The sequence below is a fragment of the Nonomuraea bangladeshensis genome (assembly GCF_039529455.1).
GTDB lineage: Bacteria > Actinomycetota > Actinomycetes > Streptosporangiales > Streptosporangiaceae > Nonomuraea > Nonomuraea bangladeshensis.
Genome location: NZ_BAAAMV010000008.1, coordinates 170,959 through 193,584 on the forward strand (window position 1 = coordinate 170,959; position 22,626 = coordinate 193,584).

The window sequence follows — 22,626 nt, forward strand, 5'->3', positions numbered from 1 at the left end:
ACGAAAATCAATATTGATCCATATTGAGCAAGCATGTCAACGTGAGTGCATGCCCAAAGTTCACTTCCTCGACGTGACCAACCGGGACGGCGTGCAGACCGCGCGTACCGGCCTGTCGAAGTTCGGCAAGACCATGGTCAACTTCTATCTGGCCAAGCTCGGGGTGGCGCAGTCCGAGATCGGTTTCCCGTTCCTGTTCCACGAGGTCCCGTACGTACGGGCGCAGCTCGCGCTCGCCGAGGCCGGCGCGTTCGGGGAGCTGCGGTTGTCCGGCTGGTGCCGGGGCGTGCCGCAGGACGTGGAGCGGGCCGCCCCGCTCGGGCTGAAGCACTACAACCTGTCCATCTCAACGTCCGACTACATGATCCAGAACAAGTTCCGCGGCCGGCTGGACCGGGAGGCGATCATCAGGGAGATGACCGCGGCGGTGCGGGCGGCCAAGGCCGCGGGCGCGCTGACCGTGGGAGTGAACGCGGAGGACGGCTCGCGTACGGACGACGCCTTCCTGCTGGAGTTCGCGCTGGCGGCGAAGGAGGCCGGGGCCGACCGGGTGCGCTACTGCGACACGATCGGCGGCGACACGCCCGACCGGATCCGCGAGCGCTTCGCCAAGCTCGCCTCGGCCGCCGCGATGCCCGTCGAGACGCACTGCCACAACGATCTCGGCCTGGCCGTGGCCAACTCGGTCTCCGGCGCGCTCGGCGACCTCGACGCCGGCCAGGACGCCTGGATCAACACCTGCGTGAACGGCATCGGCGAGCGTTCCGGCAACGCCGACCTGCTCTCCACCATCCTGGCCTTCCGGCACGGCTTCGGCCTGGACGCCGAGATCGGCGACGACCTGGACCTGTCGTGGGCGCGGCGCTTCGCGTTGTGGGCGGCGTACGCGTTCGGGCAGCCGCTGCCGTACAACCAGGTCGGGGCGGGGCGGAACGCCTTCGCGCACGAGTCGGGCATCCACGCCGACGGCGCGCTGAAGGACCACGGCAACTACGAGCTGTACGACGAGGCGACGCTCGGCCCGTTCCCGCAGGACTGGCACGCCCGCTCCGGCCGGGTGGTCCTGACCGGCGAGTACGGCGGCAAGGCCGGCTTCCGCCACGTCATGGACGGCCTCGGCGCCGAGGTGGCCGCCGGGGACGAGGAGCTGGCGTTCCGCCTGGTCCAGCTCTGCAACGCGATGACCGGCAAGCCGCTCACGGACGACGAGCTCCGCCTGATCGCCGCCCACCCGCGCGAGCTGTCGCTGCTCTTCCCCGGCCTCACCGAGTGACGGTCAGGCCGCCCGGGGCGCGTCGAGCGCGGCGGCGGCGCGGAAGTCGGCGTCGGCGTGCTCGATCGCCTGGAGCGGCACGGTCTCCCTGCGGAAGATCGCCGACAGCGCCCAGTCCGTCAGCACCCGGGCCTTGTTGCCGAACGTCGGCACCCACGCCAGGTGGTACGCCCGGTGCGCCAGCCACCCGAGGAACCCGGTCAGCCGCAGCCGGTACACCTGGGCGACCCCCTGGTGGTGCCCGAGCCCGGCGACCGACCCGAGGTAGGCGTGCCGGTACGGCCGCAGCCGCCGCCCCCGCACGTGGGCCACCACGTTGCGGGCGAGCAGCTTGGCCTGGCGGACCGCGTGCTGGGCGTTGGGGGCGGTGAACTCGCCCGGCCGGGTCAGGTCGGGCACCGCGGCCCCGTCACCGGCCGCGAACGCGTCCGGCACCCCGGCCACCGTCAGGTATTCGGTGGCGACGATCCGCCCGAGCCGGTCCACGGGCAGGCCGGCGGCGGCGGCGAGAGGGTTCGGCCGGCCGCCGGCGGCCCAGACCAGCGTGCCGGCGTCGAGGCGGGTGCCGTCGCTCAGCTCGGCGACGCCGCCCTCGGCCGAGACCAGCCGGACGCCGACGCGGACGTCCACGCCGCGAGCCCGCAGCGCGCCGACGGTCCACCGGCCGAGCGCCGCGTCCAGCTCGGGCAGGATGCGCTCGCCGGCCTCGACCAGGGTCCAGCTCAGGTCGGCGGGCTCGACGCCGGCGTGGTGCCGGACGGCCTCGTCGGCCAAGCCCTGCATCTCGGCCAGCGCCTCCACGCCCGAGAACCCGCCGCCGACCACCACGAAGGTCAGCGCCCGGCGGCGTATCTGCTCGTCGTCGGTCGAGACGGCGGCGGCGAGCTGGGCGAGGACGCGGTTGCGCAGGTGCACGGCCTCGCCGACGGTCTTGAAGCCGACGGCGTGCTCGGCCAGCCCGGGGATGGGCAGCAGGCGGGTGACCGAGCCGGCCGCCATCACGAGGATGTCGTACGTGAGAGTCCTGGCCGGCCCCTGGACCGGCTGGAACTCGGCGGTGCGGGCCGCGTGGTCCACGCGGGTGACGTGACCGGTCAGCACGCGCGCGCCGGGCAGCGCCGGGGCGAGCGGGGCGACGACGTGCCGCGGCTCGACCGCGCCGCCGGCCGCCTCGGCGAGGAAGGGCTGATAGGTCATGTAGCCGCGCGGGTCCACGATGGTCACGCTCGCCTCTCCCGAACGGATCAGCTTGCGCAGCCCCAGAGCGGTATAGAAACCGACATATCCGCCGCCGACGATCAGAATGTGCTTGCTCACTGTCCCCAGCTCCTTTCGGTTCTCACCATGAGGACGGGACAGCGCCGCCGGACGTGACAACCCGGCGCGGAAAACTCACGACGTCCGGCTCACAACGTCCGGTCGCCGGTCTCCGGCAGGGCGAGCAGGCAGAGCAGGCTCAGCAGGGCCATCGCGGAGACGTACGCGCCGACCGCCGTCGCCCCGAGCCCGCCGGCCTGCATGCCGGTCGCGACCAGCGGCGGCACCGCGCCGCCGAGCACGCCGCCGAGGCTGTAGGCGACGGAGGCTCCGCTGTAGCGGTATTCGGTACGGAACAACTCCGGCAGATAGGCGCCCATCGGCCCGAAGACCAGCCCCATGAGGCCGAGCGCGCCCGCCAGCGCCACGCCGACGAGGACCACCGACCGGGTCTCCATCAGCGGGAACATCACCAGCCCCCACGCGATCGCCAGCCCGCACCCGGCGACCAGCGTGCGCCGGCGGCCCAGCCGGTCGGACACCAGCGAGGAGGCGACCGTCCCCGCCGCCATGAAGAGGACGCCGACCATGGTGAGGCCGAGCATCGTGGTGCGCGGGATCTCCAGCGTGCCGGTGCCGTACGACAGGCAGTAGGTGGTGGCGGTGTAGAACAGCGTGTACGCGACCGTCATGGCCCCCGCCCCGAGCAGCACCCGCCGCCACTGGTGCCGCATGAGGCCGACGAACGGCACCCTGGCGATGCGCCGCTCGTCCATCGCGGCTTTGAAGACCGGCGTCTCGGAGATCTTGAGCCGGACGTACAGGCCGACGATCACCAGCAGCAGGCTGGCCACGAACGGCAGCCGCCACCCCCACCCGTCGAACTGCTCCTCGCTCAGCGCCTCGCCGAGCACGAGGAAGAGCCCGTTGGCGGCCAGGAACCCCACCGACGGCCCGAGCTGCGGGAACATCGCGTACAGGCCGCGCTTGCCGGGCGGCGCGTGCTCGGTGGCGAGCAGCGCGGCGCCGCCCCATTCGCCGCCGAGGCCGATGCCCTGGGTGAAGCGCAGCAGCACCAGCAGCACGGGCGCGGCCACGCCGATGGCGGCGTAGCCGGGCAGCAGCCCGATCAGCACCGTCGACAGGCCCATCACCAGCAGCGACACGACGAGCATGGACTTGCGGCCGATGCGGTCGCCCCAGTGACCGAACACGGCCGAGCCGAGCGGCCGCGACACGAACGCCACCGCGAACGTCGAGAACGAGGCCAGGGTGCCCGCCACCCGGTCCATCTCGGGGAAGAACGCCGTGTTGAGCACCAGGGCGGCGGCGGTCCCGTAGATGTAGAAGTCGTAGAACTCGATGGCGGTGCCGGCGAGGCTGGCGACCGCGATCCTGGACCGGCTCGGGGCGGCCGTGTCCGGCCGGGGGGTTGTCTTCATTGGGGGCTCACTCTGCGGACTGACGTGCGGCGACTCGACCTGTCAACGCTACCTGCCGATAGGGTCGGAACGAACAAGGGGAGGTAAGGCGCGTTGGGTGTCGAACTGGTCATCTTCGACTGCGACGGGACATTGGTGGACAGCGAGGCCATATCGGTCCGCGTGGGCACCGCCGCGCTGCGACGCCTGGGCTGGTCGATCGACGAGGCGGAGTACGCCGAGCGCTTCGTGGGCTGCACCAACGAGTTCTGGGCCGAGCAGGTCGGCGAGACCCCTCCCGGCTGGAGAGAACAGCTCGACGCCGAGTACGAGGCCGCGATCACGGCCGAGCTGCGCGTGATCGCGGGCATCGAGACGGCGCTCGACCAGCTCGACGTGCCGAGCTGCGTGGCCTCCAACGGCCGCCACCGGACCATCCGCCGCAGCCTGGAGATCACCGGGCTGGCCGAGCGGTTCGCGGGCCGGGTGTTCAGCGCCGAGGACGTCCCGCGGGGCAAGCCTGCGCCCGACCTGTTCCTGCACGCCGCCGCCACGATGGGGGCCGACCCCGAGCGGTGCGTCGTGGTGGAGGACAGCCCGTTCGGGGTGATGGCGGCGGTGAGCGCGGGCATGCGGTGCCTCGCCTACGCGGGCGGCTTCCACCCGCCCACCCGGCTGACCGGTGCGGGCGCCACCCACCTGTTCCACGACCCGGCCGGCCTCCCCGAACTGCTCACCAGGCTGGACTGAAATTCTCCCGTTCGGGTTTTCTCTTGTTATCGCAAATTGACATTGATGTGTTATGCTGTTTGCATTCCCATAAATGCCGTGGCTAATATCGCCGCGTGTTCAGCGAGAAACCCAGCCAGACCGCGATGATGGCCGCCGCCGCGCGCGCCGCCCACCTCGTGGTCGACGAGCCCCCGCACATCTTCGCCGACCGTCTGGCCGCTCCACTGCTCGGCGAGCGGGCCGGCGAGCTGCTCGGCTACCACCGCCTGCACGGCGGCCATCTCATCCTGTCCGGCACCCGCGCGCAGGTCACCGCGCGCAGCCGGCACGCCGAGGACCGCCTGCTCGGCTCCGGCCTCACGCAGTACGTCAGCCTCGGCGCCGGCCTCGACACCTTCGCCTACCGGCAGGCCGGCGGCCGGATCCGGGTCTTCGAGGTGGACCATCCGGCGACCCAGGAATGGAAGAAAAGGCTCCTCGCCGACGCCGGCATTTCGGTGCCGGAATTTCTCACGTTCGTCGGCGTGGATTTCGAGAGGGAGGACCTGAATTCCCGGCTCGGCGCGGCGGGATTCGCGTTCGGCCGGCCCGCGTTCGTGAGCTGGCTCGGGGTGAGCATGTATCTCACGGCGGAGGCGGTGTCGGCCACGCTGGCCGCGTTCGCCGCCTTCGCGCCCGGCTCGGAGCTCGTCATGGAGTACGCCCTGCCGCCCGAAGCCCGGGACGCGCTGGGCGCGGAGATGGCCGGCTACGCCCTGCCCGCCGCCGCCGAGCGCGGCGAGCCCTGGCTGACGTTCCACACGCCCGAGTCGGTCACCGCGCTGCTGGCCGGGCACGGGCTGCGGGTGGTCGAGCACGTGCGCCAGCCCGACCTGCCGGCGGTGGCCGCGCGGACGGCGGCCACGCCGGTCAGCGTGGACCTGTGCCGCCTGGTCGTCGCCACCCCCGCCTGAACGCCGTCAGCCCTCCTTGACGCGGGCGCGGCCGTTCTCGTCCAGGTAGTCGCGCCACGACCGCTTCGGGGTCCAGCCCAGCAGGCGGTGCGCCTTGGCGCAGGAGACGCCCGAGGCGTCGGGACGGGCGAGCGGCCGCAGCTCGATCGTCTCGCTCACGTGCTCGCGCAGCGCCGCCGCGAAGTCGTGCCCGCCCGCGTTGTCGGGGGCGGCGATGTAGAACACCTCATGGCCCGGCAGGTCGGACTCCACGGCCAGCACGATCGCGTCCGCCAGGTCGTAGGCGTCGGTGTAGCTCCACAGCCCCGCCCCGGGCTGGCTGACGTCGCGCACCTGCGGGCCGAGGTTGCGCTCGTAGTTGCCCTCGTGCTGCACCCAGCTCGGCCGCAGGGAGATGCACCTGAGGTCGGAGCGGCGCACGGCCGCGTCCATGAGCTGCTCGCCGACGTGCTTGGACAGCGCGTACGGGTCCTGCGGCCGGATCGGGTGCTCCTCGTCCACCGGCACGTAGTCCGGCAGGAACGGCCGCTCGGCGAAGAAGAACCCGGGCACCGTCTCGCTGGAGATGTTGACGAACCTGCTCACGCCGAAGCGCACGGCCGCCTCGACCAGGTTGAACGTCGCCATGACGTTGTTCTGGAACACCACGTGCGGCGGGTTGTGCGTGGGGTCGGGGATGGCCGCCGCGTGCACCACCGCCTCCGCCCCGCGCGCCACGGCGAACGCCTGACCGGCGTCCGTCAGGTCGGCCTGCACGTAGCGGGGGGTGCCTGGATCCTCCCGTTCCCAGACCGGACGGGTGACATCGGAGGCGGTCACCTCGTGACCGGCCGCCAGCAACGCCTGGACGGCCGCGCGCCCCACCTTGCCGTGGGCCCCCGTGACGACGACACGCATGGGTTTGTCTCCTTCGCCGCTTAGTGGTGGATCCTGCAAGATCATCCCACCCCGGAAATGGCGAGCGCCGAGCCTCTGCGGGTCTTGGTGACCTTGAGCTGAGCGGTGATCCGGGACCGCAGCTCGGCGACGTGGCTGACGATGCCCACCGCCCGGCCGCCGTCCCTGAGCCCGTCGAGGATGTCGAGCACGCCGTCGAGGGTGTCCTCGTCCAACGTGCCGAAGCCCTCGTCCACGAAGAGGGTGCCGATCTCCGCGCCGCCCGCCTCCGCGGTGACCACGTCGGCCAGGCCGAGCGCGAGGGCCAGGGAGGTGATGAAGCTCTCGCCGCCCGACAGGGTCGCCGGGTCGCGGTCGACGCCGGTCCAGCCGTCGGACACGCGCAGCCCCAGCCCGCCGCCCGAACGGCCGCGCGAGCCGGCCGTCTTGCGCAGGTCGTGCTGGAGCAGGTAGCGGCCGGCCGACATGTGGTCGAGCCGTTCATTGGCGGCCTCGACGACCGCGCGCAGCCGCTCGCCGAGGACGTACGACGACAGGCTCATGCTCCACCGGTTGTCGCCGGAGGTGCCGCCGGTCAGGGCCGCCATGCGCTCGGCCAGGCGGTGCCGCTCCTCCGCCGGGCGCCAGCGCTCGACGCACGCCGACAGCTCGGCCTCCAGCTCCGCCAGGCGGCGGGCGCGGGCGGCGGCCCGGTCGCGTACGCTCGCCAGGCTCGTGTGCGCCTGCTCGGCCGCCTCGCGGGCGGCGGCGGCCCCGGCCAGGTCGGGGGCGGGCTCGGCCGCGGCGGCGGCCAGCTCGGGATCGGCGAGGGCGGCGGTGACGGCGGCGTGCTCGTCGTCGAGCCGCCGCAGGGCCTCGGCCTTGCGCTCCCGCTCGGCGGGGCCGCGGTAGGCGGCCTCGGCCTCCTGGACGTCCGCGAACCCGGCCTCGGCCGCCGCCTCCCGCACCTGGTCTCGCGCGCGGGCCAGCTCGTCGTCCGCCGCCAGCGCGGCCCTCGTGGCCTCGACCGCCTCGCGCAGCAGCTCGGCCTCGTCGGTGAGCCGGGACAGGCGGGCGGTCAGGGTCGCGTCACTGCCGCGCGCCGCGTCGAGCCGCGCGGCCAGGCGGGCGGCGTCGGCGCTCAGCTCCTCGTGCCGGGCGCGGCCCGCCGCCAGCCGGGAGGCGACCGCGCGCGCCCGCTCCTCCTGCTCCCGCGCCTCCTCCCGCCGCCGCGCCGCCTCCCGCACCGCCCCGCTCTCCAACTCCGCCGCCCGCCGCAACCGCCTCAGCTCCCCCTCGACCTCCGCCAGCACCGCGACAGCGGCGTCGGGCGCGGAGAGATCAGGCATCACGGAATCGGGCACAGCGCCAGCGAACGCGCCCGCATCGAGCACAGCGGCGTCGGGCGCGACAGGCACGGCCGCATCGGGCGCGGTCGCATCGGGTGTATCGGGCGCGCCGACACCAGCCACAGCAGCATCGGACGCCGTGGCGTCGGTGGCGGCCGCATCGGGCGTGAGGGGCGTGCCCATCGCGGCTTCGGGCGTGCCCGTGTCCGGCCGGGAGAGGTGGGTGCGGAGGCGGGTGTGGTCGGTTGTCAGGCGGGTGTGGAGGCGGGTGCGGGCGGACTCCAGGTGGGTGCGGTGGGCGTGGCAGGCGGCCAGTTCCTCGGCGACCCTCGCCGCCTGGTCGCGTACGCGCTCTCGCTCGGCCTCGACCCGCTCCAGCGCCGCCGCCAGGGCGGCCTCACGCCCGGCCACCTCCCGCAGGCGGGACAGCTCCTCCTCCGCCTGGTGTACGCGGTCGGCGGCGGTCTCGGGGTCGAGGCCGCCGGTGGCCTCGGCGGCGTCGGCGTGCCGGGACCCCAGGGAGGCGAGGTGGCGTTCGGACGCCTCCCGCTCGGCCAGGGCGCTCTCGTGGGCGTCCTCGGCCGCCCGCTCGTCATCGGCGGACGGCGCGCTCGGGGCCGGGGACGCCGGATGGGGATGGTGTTCGGAGCCGCAGACCGCGCACGGGCGCCCGTCGGCGAGGTCGCGGGCCAGCTCGGCCGCCATGCCGTCCATCCGGGCCTGGCGCAGGTCGAGCCAGCGTTCGCGGAGCGCCTGGGCCTGGTCGACCAGCACCTGATGGGCTGCGGTGGCGGTCTCCAGCTCGGCGGCCAGGGCGTCGCGGCGGCGTACGGTCTCCAGCGCCGCCCGCGCGGCGTCGAGCGCGGCGGACGCGGCCGGGATGGCGGCGGCCTGGGCGCGCACCTCCTCCAGGGCGGCGCTCGACGCGGCCAGGCGGGCGGGCAGCTCGGCCTCGGCGGCCGACACCTCCGCCTCGCGCCGCTCCAGTGTCTCCAGCTCCGCCGCGAGCCCCGCCAGCTCCCTGTCGACGCCGATGAGGTCGGCGGCGGCGTCGCGTACGGCCTCGGCGGCCGGGATCCTGGCGGCGGCGGCGCGGCACCGGGCCAGCTCGGCCTCGGCCTGCTCGATCAGGGCGGGGAGCGCGGCCAGCCGGGCGGCCACCCGCTCGTCCTCGGCCGCCAGCCGGGTCAGCTCCTCCTCGACGCGGAGCAGGTCACGCCGTACGCCGGAGAGCCTGGACTCCTCGGTCAGCAGCTCCGACAGGCGCGCGATCTCGGCCCGGCGGTCCCGCTCCAGCGCGGCCAGCTCATCCGCCGAACGCAGGGACGACGAAGGCAGGGACGACGGAGGCAGGGACGACGGAGGCAGGAGGGGGTGGGCGCGGGCGAGGGCGTCGGCAGCCAGGGTGCGGGCCTTGGCGGTGGCCTCCTCGCGTTGCCGTACGGCGGTGACGAGCGGGATGACCCGGTCGGCGCGGGCGGCGTCGTCGAGGACGGCCTGGAGGTCGGCACGCTCGTCGGCGCGTTCGTCGAGCGCACGCCGGGCGGCCAGCGCGTCGGCGTGACGGCGCTGCCGGTCGGCCAGGGCGGCGGCCTGGTCGAAGCGCAGGCGGGCCTCGCGCAGCGCCCGCGCGGCGGCCTCGTGCTCCTCCTCGGAACGTACGGCCACCGCCCTGGCGGCGGCGAGCAGCGCCCCCGCCCAGCGCAGGGGATCGTCGTCGCGCGAGGGCGCCCCGTCATCGGGAGCGGCGGGCAGCGGGATCAGGGGGTCGAACGTGGCCTCCTCGACGCGCTGGACGGCGAAGTCCACCTGCCGCCGCAGCTCCTGCGCCTCCCGCCAGGCCAGTTTGCGCTGCTCGGCCAGCCATCCCTCCGCCGCCGTGAACACCTTGACGGTGAACAGCCGCTCCAGCAGCTTGCCGCGCTCCTCGCCGTCGGCGCGCAGGAACTTGGCGAAGTCGCCCTGCGGCAGCATCGCCACCTGCCAGAACTGCTCGGCGTTCATGCCGAGCAGCCCGCCCACCAGGTCGCCGGCCTCGTCCAGCCGGGTGGTGAGCCCGTGCCAGGCGCCGTCGCGGCGTTCGGAGACGATGACCTTGGACTTCTCCTCCGTGACGCCGCTGCCCCGCAGCTTGGGACGCAGCCACGCCGGGGAGCGCTCGACGCGGAGTAAGCGGCCCCGGATGGTCGCCTCCAGGGTGACCGACGGCCCGGTGCCGGCCGGGGCGTGGTCGCAGCGCAGGCTGCGGGCGCTGTTGCGCTGCCCGGGAACCTGCCCGTAGAGGGCGAAGCACAGGGCGTCGAGGATGGTGGTCTTGCCCGCGCCGGTCGGCCCGTGGATGAGGAACAGGCCCGCCTCGGCCAGGGCGTCGAAGTCGACCGTCTCGGTGCCGGGGAAGGAGCCGAACGCCGTCAGCGTCAGCCGGTGAGGCCGCATCTACGCCATCGTCTCCTTTGTCCTCGACGCCTCGATGGCCCGTCTTAGCAGGTCTTCCTCCTCGGGTGCGGCAGGCTCGCCGCGCACCTCGCGGACGAAGTCGAGGGCGACCTCGGCCTCGGGCCGCCCGCTCAGGCGGACCGGCTGCGCGGCCGGGGCGGCCTCGACCGGGTCGAAGGCGAGGGCGAGGGTGTGCGGGAAGCGGGCGCGCAGCCGGTCCATGGCCGCCTTGGGGCGTACGGGGTCGGTGAGGGTGACCTGGAGCCAGTGGTCCTCGACGGCGGTGTGCCGCGGATCGGCCAGCAGCCGCTCCAGCTCGCCGCGCAGCCGTCCGACGGGACGGGGCACCGGCGCGGGCACGAACTCGGCGCAGAACCCGTCACCGCCCCCCAGCGTGACCAGCCACGAGCCCTTCACGTGGCCCGTCTCGGAGAAGGAGTAGGCGATCGGCGAGCCCGAGTAGCGCACGGTCTCGGACATGCGCTGGCGGCCGTGCAGGTGACCGAGCGCGACGTAGTCGACGCCGTCGAACGCGGCGAGCGGCACGTGCGCCACCCCGCCCACGCTGATGTCGCGCTCGCTGTCGCTGGCCTGCCCGCCGGTGACGAAGCAGTGGGACAGCACGACGGCCGCGCGGTGGCGGGCCGCGTCGGCACGGACGCGGTCCATCGCGTACGTGATCGCCGCCGTGTGGCTGCGGTCGGGCAGCTCCCACGGCGTCCGCACCAGCTCCGGCTCCAGGTAGGGGATGCCGTAGAAGGCGACGCCGTCGACGAGCACCGGCTCCCAGGCCCGCTCGGGCGCGCAGCGCACGTGCACCCCGGCGGACTCGAACAGCGCCGACCCGAACCGCAGCCGCAGCGCCGAGTCGTGGTTGCCGCTGATGAGCACCACCCGCGCGCCCGCGCCGGTCAGTCGGGCGAGCGCGTCGTCGAGCAGGGCGACCGCGTCGACCGGGGGCAGCGCCCGGTCGTAGACGTCGCCGGCGACGGCCACGACGTCGACCCGCTCCTCCCGCACCGTCTCGACCAGGTGGTCGACGAACGCGGCCTGCGCCGCGAGCAGGCTCTCCCGGTGGAAGGCCCGCCCGAGGTGCCAGTCGGAGGTGTGCAGGATCCGCATGTCGCAGGAAGCTAACAGCTCTCACCGACAAATGTGGCCCCACTGGTCCCAGGAGCCGGGAGTACGCTAGAAGATCGGCGGGCAAACCAACGCACATGGGGAGGCCGATGCGCACGGGCCGGGGCACCTTGAGCATCGCCGCCGGTCTGGTGCTGGTGGCGCTCGCGACGGTCGGCTACGTCCTGCCGCCCGCCTTCGACCCTCCGCCGCTGAAGGCGGACCCCGCCTTCCAGGCGATCCCCCCGCAGCCCGAGCACGAGCTGAAGCCGCCGGCGGCGACCGCCGCGATCCGCCGGCAGGAGATCTCGGTCGCGGCGGAGGGCCAGCGCCTCTACGGCACGCTGCGCACGCCGCTGACGCCGGGGCGGCATCCGGCGATGGTGTTCGTGTCGGGGTCGGGCAACGGCTCGCGCACCGAGTTCACGCCGCAGGCGGAGTTCCTGGCCAAGGCGGGCGTGGTGACGATCGCCTTCGACAAGCGCACGGTCGGCTACGACTTCCGCGAGCGCGACTTCGGCCTGCTCGCCGACGACGCCCTTCGCATGGTGGAGTACCTGCGCGCGCTGCCCGAGGTGGACCCGGCGCGGGTCGGCGTCTGGGGCGTCAGCGAGGGCGGCTGGGTGGTGCCGATCGCGGCGGCCAAGAGCGCGGCGGTCGGGTTCGTGGTGCTGGTGTCGTCCCCGAACGTCTCCCCGCTGCGCCAGGTCGCCTGGGCGCTGAACGAGCAGCTGCTGCGGCTGCGCGCTCCCATCGGCGCGCGCGACCTGCTGACCAGGGCGATGGGCGGGGTCGGCTTCACGTTCCTGCGCTACGACGCGATGCCCGCGCTGAGCGGGATCAAGGTGCCGGTCCTCGCGTTCTACGGCACGACCGACCCTTCGATCCCCTTCGTCGAGTCCACCAAGGCGCTCGTCACCGCGATGGGCAGGGCCGGCAACGACGACTACACGATCCGCTTCATCGGCCAGGGCGACCACGCCATGCGGGTCGGCGGCGGGCCGTTCGCCAAGGGCTACCTGGAGACCCTCGGCAACTGGATCAGCGGCCTGCCGGCCACGGCCAAGCCGGCTGCGCACCTGGCGGGCGCGACGCCGGTGCAGCGGTTCGAGGCGAGCGACGTCCCCGCGGCCCCCTGGTACGCGGGCGGCACGATGCTCGGCCTGACGATCTGCTTAGCGGCCGTCGGCTACGTGGCGGGGCCGGTCGCCGCCGTGGTCGTCCGGCTGCGGGGCCGCGGACATCCGCTCGTCGTCGCCGAGGCCAACGCCCGGCTGTGGCCGCCGATCCGGCGCCGGCTGGTCAGGATCGCGTGGACCAGCCTGGGGCTGCTGGCGTCGGTGGTCGCGTTCATCACGCTGCTGGTGCTGTTCTCCATCAACCAGGCGGGCGCGTGGCCGGCGGTGCTGGCCGGCTGGCTCGTGGTGCGCATCCTCGCCGTGCTCATGCTGGTGCAGGAGGTCACGGCGGTGGCGGCGGTGCTGTCGGCGCTGCGCGAGGGCATGCGGCCGGGCCGCTGGCAGCACGTCGCGGTGGCGGGCGTGCTGGGCGGCACCGGCCTGCTGATGGTGGCGGCGGCCTACTACGGCCTCTTCGCGTTCCCCTGGTGAGCGTCTCCCTGGTGAGCGTCTCCCTGGTGGATGTAGGTGCTCATCCAGCGGTCCAGCTCCGCGAAGACCTGCTTGCGCACCGGCTCGGCCGACAGCACGAGGTCGTGCACGCCGTCCTGGATCCGTACGCAGGTGACGTGCGGCCCCACCGAGGTGGACCAGCGGGCGATGTGGGCGGGGTCGAGCACGATGTCGGCCGAACGCGCCTCCGGGACGAAGTCGCGTACCCGCAGGCCGTTCGACGAGGCCAGCACCAGCACGGGCACGTCCACCGCGAGCCCCTTGTGCAGGCGGCGCTGGGCCCGCCGGATGGCGGCCAGCCACATGGCGTGCACCGAGAACCCGCCGAGCGGCTTGAGCTCCAGGTCGTAGTCCCATTCGCCGCCGTGGTCGCGGTGCAGCGTCTGCCCGTAGACGGTGCTGACGCCCAGCGGGAGCGGCCGGCGGGTGTACGACAGCGGCGTCCGCAGCAGGTCGGCGGCCATCCGCAGCGGCGCGGGCACGTTGAGGTCGAAGAACGGGCTGTTGAGCGCGAGCCCCTGCACCAGCCCCCGGCCGCGGACCCGGTCGGCCCACAGGGCGGCGACCAGGCCGCCGGTGGAGTGGGCGTTCAGTGTCAGCTCGTCGTGGTCGCGCCGGATGAGGCGGACGGCCTCGTCGATCTCGGGGAAGTAGTCGGTGACGCTCCTGATCAGGCCCCTGGTCTGGTGCGGGAGCAGGGAGCGGCCGTACTTGCGCAGGTCGAGGGCGTAGAAGTCGATGCCGCGCTGGACGTAGTGCTCGGCCAGGTGGTCCTGGAAGAAGTAGTCGGTGAAGCCGTGCAGGTAGAGCACCGCCCTGCGGGACGCGGCGCCCGCGGTCCTCGCCACCAGGGTCGCGACGACCTCGCCCTCGAAATCGTCGGGCAGCCGCAGAGTGGTGATTTCGTACATGTCAGACACCATAAGGATTGTCGGGCCAGGACGGTACACCCGGCGGCAGGTCCTCGCTGACCTTCATCGGGAAGTCGGCCTGCCGCTTCTCCAGGAACGCGGTCACCCCTTCGACCGAGTCGGCCCCGCCGCCCAGCTCGGCCATGAGCCGCGAGTCGGCGGCGTGCGCCTCCCACGGCGAGCTCGCCGACAGCCCGGACCACATCAGGCGGCGGATCGCGGCGACGGAGACGGCCGAGGTGTTGTCGGCGATCTCCCTGGCCAGCGCGTACGCCGCCGGCAGCAGCTCCGCGTCCGGCAGCACCCGCGACACCAGCCGCCCCGCCAGCGCCTCGGCGGCCGGGAAGACGCGGCCGGTCGCCGCCCACTCCATGGCCTGCGCGATGCCGACGATCCGCGGCAGGAACCAGCTCGACGCCGCCTCGGTGACGATGCCGCGGCGGGCGAAGACGAACCCGAAGCGCGCCGACTCGGCCGCCAGCCGCACGTCCATCGGCAGCGTCATCGTCACGCCGACGCCCACGGCCGGGCCGTTGATCGCGCCGATGACCGGCTTGAGCGAGCGGGCGATGCGCAGGGCCACGGTGCCGCCGCCGTCGCGCGGCGCGCCCTCGACGGTCTCGCCCCGCTCCCGGTGGCCGAACGTGCCGCCGCCCCCGCCGAGGTCCGCACCCGCGCAGAAGGCCCGGCCCGCGCCTGTCACCACCACCGCGCGGACCCCGTCGTCGGCGTCGGCCCGGTCGAACGCCTTGATGAGCTCGACGCGCATGGTGTGCGTGAACGCATTCAGCCGCTCAGGGCGACACAATGTGAGGGTGGCCACGCGGTCGGCCACGTCGTACGCGATCTCGGTGAAGGCCATGAACCGAATCTTATTCGGTCAGTGGTGTTCACCCGCCGATAACGACATCATTCGTTTTCGGTGCGTATGCTGCCGCCTCGGTCCGGTGGCCTATGGAGACCTTTACGGGGAAACGGGGATGTCGTGCAGGCAAAGGAACCGGTGAGCACCGGCGCGGTGCTCGGCTGGCTGGCGCTGTCGGCGCTGGCTCCGGGCGCGGCGCACCTGCGCGCGGGCCGGCGCAGGACGGGCCTGGTCCTGCTGTCCTGCTACGCGGTCCTGCTGCTGACCGCGCTCGGGGTGTGGCTCGCGGTCGACACCGGCGACCTGGTCGGCGCCCTGATGGACAACACCGCCATGACGGCGGTCATCGCCGGGACGATCGTGCTCGGGGTGGCCTGGTTCGCCCTGATCGTCCACTCGTTCGTGGTGCTGCGGCCCAGCGGGCTGTCGCAGGGCGGGCAGATCCTCACCGGCACGCTCGCGGGGCTGATGGCGGTGCTCGTCGTGGTGCCGTTCGGCGCGCTCGGCAACCTCGCGTGGACCGCCCAGGCGACGATCAACGACATCTTCCAGGAGCCCGCCGCCGCCGACCCGGGCACCGGGCTCAGCGCCGACGCCGGCACCCCGGCCACGGCCCAGCCCTCGCCCGAGGACCCGTGGGCGGGGCGCAAGCGGGTCAACATCCTGCTGCTGGGCGGCGACGCCGACGACCACCGCGTGGGGGTCCGCACCGACAGCATGAACCTGGCCAGCGTGGACGTGGAGACCGGCAACACCGTGCTGTTCAGCCTGCCGCGCAACCTGGAGGACGTGCGTTTCCGCCCCGGCACGCCGATGGCCGAGCGCTTCCCCAGCGGCTTCCGCCTGCCGGCCGACCCCGGGGGCGGCCGCAGCGACCTGCTCAACAGCGTCTGGGAGTACGCCGACGCGCACCCGGAGATCTTCGGCGGCAAGCAGCACCAGGGCCCCAAGGTCCTGATGGACACGATCGGCTACACCCTCGGCCTCAGGGTCGACTGGTACGCCCTGGTCAACATGTGGGGTTTCGCCCGCCTCATCGACGCCATCGGCGGCATCACGCTCACCGTCGAGACGGACGTCGTGTTCGGCCGCTACAACGAGGGCCTGGTCAAGGCCGGCACGCGCAAGCTCAAGGGCGCCGACGCGATGTGGTACGCCCGCTCGCGCACCAACAGCGACGACTTCACCCGGATGCGCCGCCAGCGGTGCGTGCTCGGCGCGCTGCTGACCCAGGCCGACCCGGCGACGGTGCTGACCCGCTTCAACCGCATCGCGCTGGCCACCAAGGAGCTGATCAGGACCGACATCCCGTTCTCGATGCTGAAGAACCTGGTGCCGCTGGCTCTCAAGGTCAAGAACGCGAAGGTGTCGAGCGTGCAGTTCGTGCCGCCGCTGATCAACACGGGCTATCCCGACTGGGACAAGATCCGCGGCATCACGGCCAAGGCCATCCGCGACTCCTCCGCCGCGAGCCCGGCCGTCGCGGCCACCGGGCCCGCCACGCCGGCGAACGCCGACAGCGGCGCGTCGGCCGACCCCTCGCCGACCAAGACTCCGGAGAAGAAGGCCCCCAAGAAGAAGCAGCAGTCCGGGACGGACGACGACCCGGTCAAGGGCCTGACGGAGGGCTGCGGCGGCGCCCTCTGAGCGCCATCGTCCCCGCCGTCGTCAGCGGCCAGGTGGGCGCCGGGTTCGACAACTCCACCTCGCTGGCCCTCGCCCGCTCGACACCGCCCGCAGCTACCGGATGCGCCGCCGCTCCCGGCTGATCCACCTGGTGCTGCCCGGCGCCGGCCCGCCCACCCGACCCGCGCATACCACGGTATGCTGGGTCTATGGCCGAGACGACGCGCATCACGGTGACCCTGCCGAACGACCAGGTGGCCGAGCTCAAGAAGATCACCGACAACCTCTCCGCCTATGTGGCCGAAGCGGTGGCGCGCCAGCTCCGGCATCAGCTCCTCGGCGCCGACCTGCTCCATTACCAGGAGGAGCACGGCAGGTTCACCGAGGAAGAACTCGCTGAGGCCCGGTCGAGGATCCTCGGTGCAAGGGGTCACGGCCACGAGGCGGGCCCGGAGTGATCGGCCACGTCGAGACCGTCGTCCTGGACTCCGAAGGGCTGGCCGCCTGGATCGCGCAAGACCGTAAGGTGCTCGCGATGTTCCAGGTGTTCCACGGCATGGGCGCGGACCTCGTCATCAGCGCCAACACCATCGTGGAGGTCAGCCACGCGCGGGTGAACCTGTCCCGTCTGCAGTGGGCGCTCTCGCGGGTCAGGATCGAGCCGGTGACCGCGAGGGCGGCCAAGGCTTCCGCGAAGCTGCTTCAGACCGCGGGACTGCACGGTCACAAGTACGCGATCGACGCGACCGTGGCGGAGGTCGCCCTGCGGCAGCCCGGACCGGTCGCCATCCTCACCTCCGACATCGACGACCTGGCCCGCCTTTGCGGTGGCCGCGTACGGCTCATCGCCCTCTGACCGCGATGATCCCGGCAGCCTGCGGTCAGGTGGCCGCGAGATCGCGAGCCATCTCCTCGGCGTGCTCCAAGCGCTTCACCTGAGTGTGGTAGCCGCGCTTGAGGCCGGGCCCGTGGACGGTCAACGCCCACCAGGGGCCGCTCCTGCGGCGGTGATGGTGTAGGCGTCACGTTCGTTCACTGACTCTCCTGCTCCTTCGCGGCGGGGGTGACGGTTTCCGTGGCCTCGTTCCAGCGCCACGCCACCTGGTGGCCGTGCAGGTGGACGCCGCCGATCCACCGGTCGACGCCGTTGAGCGTGACCTGGTCGGCCTGGCCGGCGAGGACGCGCGCGCCGGTGTCCGTCAGGCGCAGTCGGGTCGCCCGCGTCACTGGGCCGGCGGCCGGGTCGAGGTCGAGCAGCGGGTGCGGGCCCCGCGCCAGCCGTTCCATCCGGTCGAAGCAGGTGAGGTCGCCCATGAAGGGCCGCGGCTCGCGTGCCCCGGCCCGGACGAAGGCCGTGCCCGCGTCGGGCGCGCCGGCGGCGACGGCGGCCAGCACCCGACGTTCGGACAGCGACAGCCCGTCCCGGGTGGAGGGGTATTCGCGGCCGAGCCGGTCGAACGCCTCGCCCAGGAAGCGCAGCTCCCCCAGCCGGGCGGCGGCGATGGCGGCCAGGCCCTCGGGCGTCGGCGCGCGGAAGGCCGCCCACGCGCGGGTGGCCAGCTCCAGCGCCGCCGGGGTCAGCCGGGCGCACGCTCCGGTGCCGGGCAGCTCGCGCAGCTGCTCGGCGGTGAGCTGCCCGAGGCCGCCGAACTGAGCGATGCCGGGGTATTCGCCGATGCAGATGAGCGTCACCCGCTCTGCGGGAACGCCCAGGGCGGCCAGGCGGGCGAGGATCTCCACGATATGGAGCTGGTCGTACAGGTCGGCCTCGAACCACAGGACGTACGCGCCGTCGCGGTTGTCCTCAAGGGCCTGGTCGCGTTCGGCGAAGGCGCGCAGCGTCGCCTCGCGCTCGGCGCCGTGGCAGGCCGTGAGGTGGTCGGCGCGGACACGGCGCAGCTCGGCCGGGGCGACCTCCGGCACCGGGCCCTCGTGCAGGACGTCGCGCCAGTAGACCACGCGCCGGGCGAGGCCGGTGCCCGGCACGTCGGTGGCGTCGCCGTTGCTGAGGTGCAGCGCCTCCTCGGGCAGCACGGCGCTCGGCCCGTTCATGCCGTGAGCGAGCGGTGGAAGGTGGCCCGCCAGCGGTGGCGCCCGCCGTCCCGCAGGTCCTCGACCGTGCCCCGCTCCAGGCCGTCCGTCGCGAACGCGGCGATCTCGGACGGCGTCAGCGGCCACGGCGGCGCGAACACCGGCCCGCCCTCCTCCCGCCCGGTCGCGATCACCAGCAGTGTGCCGCCGGGGCCGACGAACCCGGCGACCGCCTCGGTGGCGGCGGCGTGCAGCGGCTCCGGCAGCGCCTGCACCGTCATGATTTCCACCACCAGATCGTACGCCCGCCGCCACTCCTCCGGCGGGCGCAGCAGGTCGGCCACCTCGTAGCGCACCCGGCTTCCGGGGAACCGCTCGCGCGCCAGCCGCACGGCCGACTCGCTCACGTCGAAGGCGACGGTGTCGTAGCCGAGCCCGGCGAGGTGTTCGGCGTCGTCGCCGAGCCCCGCCCCCACGACGAGCGCCCGCCCCTTTCCGTCGGCGTGGGCCTCGGCCCACTCGCTGAGCAGGGGGTGCGGGGCGCGCGAGTCCCAGGGCACGATCGCCTCGCCGGACGCCGACTCGGCGTAGAGGCGTTCGAACCAGCCCAGCGGATCGCCGGCCGCCAGCGACTCCCCGGCCAGCCGGATCGCGTCCTCGTCGGCGTCCCTCGCCATCAGCCCACCTCCGGCAGCGGCCCGGACGTCCCGCCGCGCCCGGCTCTCAGGCCAACTCCACCACGTCGGCGCGTCCGCCGGGCCGCCCGGCCGGTACGCGTTCGGCGAACACCGGCCTCAGGCGTGGAAGGTCTCCTTCGCCATCCGGCGCAGGCGGGTCTCGTCGATGTCGTGGCCGAGCCCGGACTGCGTCAGCGGGACGGCGATGACGCCCGCGTTCGCCCCCACGATCGGGGTGACGAGCTGGTTCTGCCGGGGCGGCTGGGTGACGTCGCAGGGCAGCGTGCAGCCGGGCAGGCTGGCGACGGCGACGGTGGCCGCCCTGGCCAGCCCCATTCCCTGGCCGCCCGCGCACTGGATGTCCCAGCCGGCCGCCGCCGCCCGGTCGTGGGCGCGGCGGGTTTCACTCAGGGACGGGAACGCCGTGGGCCGCAGCAGCAGCACCCGCGCGGCCCGTACGGTGAGGAAGTCGTCGAGCTCGGCGGTGGAGGCGACCTCGACGGCCACGGAGGCCGTCACCTCGTCCTGGAGCGCGGCGTGGGCGTAGACGTCGCCGGTGGCGAACGGCCGCTCGATGACCTCTAGGCCGTAGGAGTCGAGGGCGACGAGCTGGCCCTGCTCGGTGTAGGCGTTGCCGCAGTCGACGGCGAGGGTCAGCGCGGGGTAGGCGGCCCGGACGGCGCGTACGGGCTCGACGTCCCAGCCGGGACGCACGTCGAGCGTGACGTGCCCGTAGCCGGCGCAGACCTGCTGGTTGACCCGGCTGACCAGGCTCTCCGTGGACGGGTCGGGCGACAGGCGGACGGTGGCCATGAGGGAGGTGCGGGTGCCGCCGATCGCCTCGGCGAGCGGCACGCCGCGCATCCTCGTCCACAGGTCCCAGCAGGCCATGTCGACCGCCGGGTCGCCGCTCGGGACGGCGTCGGGGTGCTCCCAGTCGACGCCGATGAGCAGGGCGGCCAGCGTCTCTTCCAGCTTCGACCAGGTCTTGGGCTGAGGGGAGAGCGCTTCGCCCCACCCGGTCATGCCGCCTTGGTCGGTGAGCTTCACGAGCAGGGTCTCCGACCTCCTGCCGTACGGCAGGACGAGCCGGAAGACCTCGAGCTCACGCACTCGCGGCATGTACCCCCCTCTTACGGCCCACTTAGGGCACGGTCACTTCCATAGTGCCTGCTGTGCGGGACCGGACCAAACGGGGGGCCAGCGCGAACGCCAGCACGGCCAGCGCGACGGCGGTGAGCAGACCGGCCGCGTAGCTGCCGCCGGAGGCCGTGAAGATCGCGCCGCTGGCCGCGACGGCGCCCACGGTGAAGACCGACTCGCCGACGCCCACGGCGGCGCTGTTCTGGCCCTCCTCCCCCGGCGCGGACATCTCCAGCACCAGCACCGAGACCGTCGGGTGCAGCATGCCGATGCCGAGTCCGGCGATGGCCATGGCGACGTGCGCGAGCGCCAGCGGCACCGAGTCCACCAGCACGAGCGTGACCAGCGCGAGGCCGGTCGCGAGCAGGGCGGCTCCGCCGCGGACCGCGAGCAGGTTGCTGATCCGGCCGCGGCCCTTGAGCCAGGAGCCGGTGGACCAGCCGAGCGCGCCGACCGTGAGGACGATGCCGGCGGCGGTGGCGCTGAGCCCGCGCTCGTTGATCAGCATGAGGGGGATCAGCACCTGGGCGGCGGTGAGCGAGCCGAACGCCAGCCCGCGCAGCACCGGCGCGCTCGGCAGGCCGGGCGCGGCCCGCAGCGAGCCGGTCGGCAGCAGCCTGGGCAGTGCCACGGCCAGCAGGACGACGCCCGCAGCGAGCAGGGGCAGGCCGGCCAGCTCCAGGGCGCTGCCGTACTGGATGAGCGCGGCGGCCACGGCCGTCACCGCGGCCCAGACCAGCTTGCGGCCGAGAGCGGGGGCGGGGTCGGCGCCCGGTGCGGGCTCTCCGGAGCCTGTGCCGAGGTCGCGGCCGGTGGTGCCGCGCCAGAGCAGCAGCGCCGACGGGACGACGATGAGCGAGACGCCGAGGAAGATCCACCGCCAGTCGGCGTTCTGCACCACGAACCCGGCGATCGCCGGGCCCACCATCGACGGCACCACCCACGCGGCCGAGAACAGCGCGAACACCTTCGGATGCAGCGCGGCGGGGTAGACGCGGGCGACCAGCACGTACAGGGCGACCTGGGTGGCCCCGGCGCCGAGCCCCTGCACGAACCGCCCGGCCACGAACACCTCCATGGTCGGCGCGAACCCCGCCAGCAGCAGCCCGGCCACGAACGTCACCACCCCGGCCGCGATCGGTTCGAGCGGCCCGCGCCGGTCGCTCCACCGCCCGCCCAGCACGGTCGCGATCACGCTGGCCGCCAGGGTGGCGCTGAAGGCCAGGTTGTACAGGGGCATGCCGTCCAGCTCGCGGGCCACCACGGGCATGGCCGTGGCCACCGCCATCGCCTCGAACGCCAGCAGGGTCACGATGGCCACGAGCCCGAAACTCAGCGCACGGTACGGCGCCGACACCACGCCGGCCGGGGCCGGCTTCTCCTCAACGATCGTCGTCATGCCGGTCACGCTAGGGCGAAGGCACAGCTCAGCACATCGGCCGCTGGTCCTAGCCGCCTCTCGGCACTTGGACCTAGATCAGGCTCTGGACCGGGGCCGGATCAGGCGCCGGGCATGCGGTTCTCCAGGCCGTCGAGCATCAGCTCCAGCCCGTACATGAAGCGGTTCTCGCCGTCGTCGGCGACCAGCTCGTCGATGTGCTGGTGCAGGTGCGGGAAGGTGGAGGCGGGCAGTGCGCGGTAGTAGGTGGCGATCTGGCCGGAGAACCGCTCGAAGTACTCCTGCGGGTCGGTCAGCCCGGCGGCGCGCATCCTGGCGCGGTGCAGGGAGCCCTCGTAGGCGTCGCCGATGAGGTAGAGCGAGAGGCGGTCCATGACCAGCGACGCCTCCCTCGGGTGCATGCCGGCCTCGATGAGCAGCCCGTAGACGAACTCGCCCGCGCGCAGGGAGTTGGGGCCGGTGGGGATGCTCGCCAGCGCCGCGCGGGCCACGTCGGAGTGGTGGCCGAGGACGCGGTGCACCTCCAGGCAGTACGCGCGCAGCTGCTCCTTCCAGTGGGCCGCGTCGCGCTCGGGCAGCCGGATCTCGCCGAGCACCCGGTCGTAGATCAGCTCCAGCAGCTCCTCCTTGTTCGCGACGTGCGCGTACAGGGACGCGGGGCCGGTGTCGAGCTCCTGGGCGACGCGCCGCATGCTGAGCGCCTCGAACCCCTCGTCGTCCAGGATCCGCAGCCCGGCCTCGACGATGAGGTCCTGGCTGAGCTGGCGCTTGGGCTGCGGCTGCCGGCGTGACTTGCGCCAGGGAGGGGCGGGCACGCCGTCGGTCGTCCTCGTCCGGTCCATACCGAACACTGTACTTGACACGAACAGTGTTCGCTACTAAAACGGTGTTCGTGACGAACACCGTTCGTTCCTCAGAACACTGTTT

General features: G+C 73.4%; 19 protein-coding genes. 7 read left to right on the forward strand and 12 right to left on the reverse strand.

The window, feature by feature from the left end; genetic code table 11:
• The first annotated feature begins 49 nt into the window (after positions 1-49).
• Complete coding sequence (locus tag ABD292_RS26855) at positions 50-1,273, forward strand: LeuA family protein (RefSeq protein ID WP_344211946.1); 1,224 nt, start codon at positions 50-52, stop codon at positions 1,271-1,273.
• A 3-nt stretch (positions 1,274-1,276) separates the two neighbouring features.
• Here ABD292_RS26855 and ABD292_RS26860 read toward each other — a convergent pair whose 3' ends face one another.
• Both ABD292_RS26860 and ABD292_RS26865 read right to left on the reverse strand, forming a co-directional pair.
• Positions 1,277-2,590, reverse strand: coding sequence for an NAD(P)/FAD-dependent oxidoreductase (locus ABD292_RS26860; protein WP_344211948.1), 1,314 nt, complete (start codon positions 2,588-2,590; stop codon positions 1,277-1,279).
• 89 nt (positions 2,591-2,679) lie between these two features.
• Complete coding sequence (locus tag ABD292_RS26865; protein ID WP_344211950.1) at positions 2,680-3,972, reverse strand: MFS transporter; 1,293 nt, start codon at positions 3,970-3,972, stop codon at positions 2,680-2,682.
• Positions 3,973-4,065: 93 nt separating this feature from the next.
• On the opposite strand from ABD292_RS26865, the gene ABD292_RS26870 reads away from it, so the two are divergent.
• Both ABD292_RS26870 and ABD292_RS26875 read left to right on the forward strand, forming a co-directional pair.
• On the forward strand, positions 4,066-4,701 hold the full coding sequence (locus tag ABD292_RS26870; protein ID WP_344211952.1) for an HAD family hydrolase: 636 nt from the start codon (positions 4,066-4,068) through the stop codon (positions 4,699-4,701).
• Between the two features lie 95 nt (positions 4,702-4,796).
• Entirely contained in the window at positions 4,797-5,636 is an 840-nt protein-coding gene (locus tag ABD292_RS26875) for a class I SAM-dependent methyltransferase (protein ID WP_344211954.1), read from the forward strand.
• Positions 5,637-5,642: 6 nt separating this feature from the next.
• Here ABD292_RS26875 and ABD292_RS26880 read toward each other — a convergent pair whose 3' ends face one another.
• Genes ABD292_RS26880 through ABD292_RS26890 form a run of 3 tightly spaced genes read right to left on the reverse strand, consistent with a single transcriptional unit; the run spans position 5,643 to position 11,419 of the window.
• A complete protein-coding gene (locus ABD292_RS26880) occupies positions 5,643-6,533 on the reverse strand; it encodes an NAD-dependent epimerase/dehydratase family protein (protein ID WP_344211956.1) in 891 nt (296 codons plus the stop codon).
• Between the two features lie 41 nt (positions 6,534-6,574).
• On the reverse strand, positions 6,575-10,297 hold the full coding sequence (locus ABD292_RS26885) for an AAA family ATPase (protein ID WP_344211958.1): 3,723 nt from the start codon (positions 10,295-10,297) through the stop codon (positions 6,575-6,577).
• The gene (locus ABD292_RS26890; protein ID WP_344211960.1) at positions 10,298-11,419 is read right to left on the reverse strand and encodes an exonuclease SbcCD subunit D; all 1,122 of its coding nucleotides are present in this window, start codon (positions 11,417-11,419) and stop codon (positions 10,298-10,300) included.
• Between the two features lie 107 nt (positions 11,420-11,526).
• Between ABD292_RS26890 and ABD292_RS26895 the strand changes: the two genes are divergently transcribed.
• Positions 11,527-13,026, forward strand: coding sequence for an alpha/beta hydrolase family protein (locus ABD292_RS26895; protein WP_344211962.1), 1,500 nt, complete (start codon positions 11,527-11,529; stop codon positions 13,024-13,026).
• On the opposite strand, the gene ABD292_RS26900 is transcribed toward ABD292_RS26895, so the two are convergent.
• Positions 12,999-13,958 carry an alpha/beta hydrolase gene (locus ABD292_RS26900; RefSeq protein WP_344211964.1) on the reverse strand — a complete coding sequence of 320 codons (960 nt, stop codon included), beginning with the start codon at positions 13,956-13,958 and terminating at the stop codon, positions 12,999-13,001. The genes ABD292_RS26895 and ABD292_RS26900 overlap by 28 nt on opposite strands.
• A 1-nt stretch (position 13,959) precedes the next feature.
• Positions 13,960-14,820 (reverse strand): enoyl-CoA hydratase-related protein, encoded by an 861-nt coding sequence (locus tag ABD292_RS26905; protein ID WP_344211966.1) that lies wholly within the window; start codon positions 14,818-14,820, stop codon positions 13,960-13,962.
• Between the two features lie 141 nt (positions 14,821-14,961).
• Between ABD292_RS26905 and ABD292_RS26910 the strand changes: the two genes are divergently transcribed.
• The 3 genes from ABD292_RS26910 (at position 14,962) to ABD292_RS26920 (ending at position 17,305) form a co-directional block, all read left to right on the forward strand.
• On the forward strand, positions 14,962-16,470 hold the full coding sequence (locus ABD292_RS26910; protein ID WP_344211968.1) for an LCP family protein: 1,509 nt from the start codon (positions 14,962-14,964) through the stop codon (positions 16,468-16,470).
• Positions 16,471-16,658: 188 nt separating this feature from the next.
• On the forward strand, positions 16,659-16,907 hold the full coding sequence (locus ABD292_RS26915; RefSeq protein WP_344211970.1) for a hypothetical protein: 249 nt from the start codon (positions 16,659-16,661) through the stop codon (positions 16,905-16,907).
• A complete protein-coding gene (locus tag ABD292_RS26920; RefSeq protein ID WP_344211972.1) occupies positions 16,904-17,305 on the forward strand; it encodes a PIN domain-containing protein in 402 nt (133 codons plus the stop codon). Before ABD292_RS26915 ends, ABD292_RS26920 begins: the two co-directional genes overlap by 4 nt.
• Positions 17,306-17,481: 176 nt before the next feature.
• Here the strand turns inward: ABD292_RS26920 and ABD292_RS26925 are convergent, their stop codons facing one another.
• The 5 genes from ABD292_RS26925 to ABD292_RS26945 all read right to left on the reverse strand — a co-directional run bounded on the left by ABD292_RS26925 (position 17,482) and on the right by ABD292_RS26945 (position 22,541).
• Complete coding sequence (locus ABD292_RS26925; RefSeq protein ID WP_344211974.1) at positions 17,482-18,501, reverse strand: hypothetical protein; 1,020 nt, start codon at positions 18,499-18,501, stop codon at positions 17,482-17,484.
• Complete coding sequence (locus ABD292_RS26930) at positions 18,498-19,157, reverse strand: class I SAM-dependent methyltransferase (RefSeq protein ID WP_344211976.1); 660 nt, start codon at positions 19,155-19,157, stop codon at positions 18,498-18,500. Before ABD292_RS26930 ends, ABD292_RS26925 begins: the two co-directional genes overlap by 4 nt.
• A gap of 117 nt (positions 19,158-19,274) precedes the next feature.
• Positions 19,275-20,279 (reverse strand): enolase C-terminal domain-like protein, encoded by a 1,005-nt coding sequence (locus ABD292_RS26935; RefSeq protein ID WP_344211978.1) that lies wholly within the window; start codon positions 20,277-20,279, stop codon positions 19,275-19,277.
• A gap of 22 nt (positions 20,280-20,301) precedes the next feature.
• Complete coding sequence (locus ABD292_RS26940) at positions 20,302-21,699, reverse strand: MFS transporter (protein ID WP_344211980.1); 1,398 nt, start codon at positions 21,697-21,699, stop codon at positions 20,302-20,304.
• A gap of 101 nt (positions 21,700-21,800) precedes the next feature.
• The gene (locus tag ABD292_RS26945) at positions 21,801-22,541 is read right to left on the reverse strand and encodes a TetR/AcrR family transcriptional regulator (protein ID WP_344211982.1); all 741 of its coding nucleotides are present in this window, start codon (positions 22,539-22,541) and stop codon (positions 21,801-21,803) included.
• Positions 22,542-22,626 lie beyond the last annotated feature (85 nt).